This window comes from Arthrobacter sp. LAPM80, assembly GCF_046736435.1.
GTDB lineage: Bacteria > Actinomycetota > Actinomycetes > Actinomycetales > Micrococcaceae > Specibacter.
The window spans coordinates 1-285 of record NZ_JBCHVD010000085.1 but is presented as its reverse complement, the minus strand read 5'-3'; the positions used below and the strand labels follow the sequence as shown (position 1 = coordinate 285).

Annotated in this window: 1 protein-coding gene; it reads right to left on the bottom strand. The window is 57.9% G+C overall.

Going from position 1 to position 285, the window contains the following annotated elements; genetic code table 11:
• Positions 1–31 precede the first annotated feature (31 nt).
• Positions 32–285: hypothetical protein (locus AAGW05_RS18635; protein WP_411806044.1), on the bottom strand; the 254-nt coding region annotated here is incomplete at its 5' end.

The following is a 285-nucleotide window of genomic DNA, read 5'->3' as shown; positions in this document are numbered from 1 at the left end:
CAATGATCAGCGCCGGAGCAACTTTTCAAGCTTACCGGCCCCATCCCCGCAACGCAAATCCACACAACGTGAACCACACCACCAGAACACCGCAAAACACTGAATAAAACCAAGCATTCCCCGGCCGAACCACGTCACCCCTCATCAGGACAACTCGATAAACAATACACACCATCACGCCACCACGCAAATCCACACACCACACCACCCCGGATGCTCCCCCCATCACAGCAAACCCGCACACCCCCGCCAACCCCCGACACATCGCCAGCCACATGGCCAGCC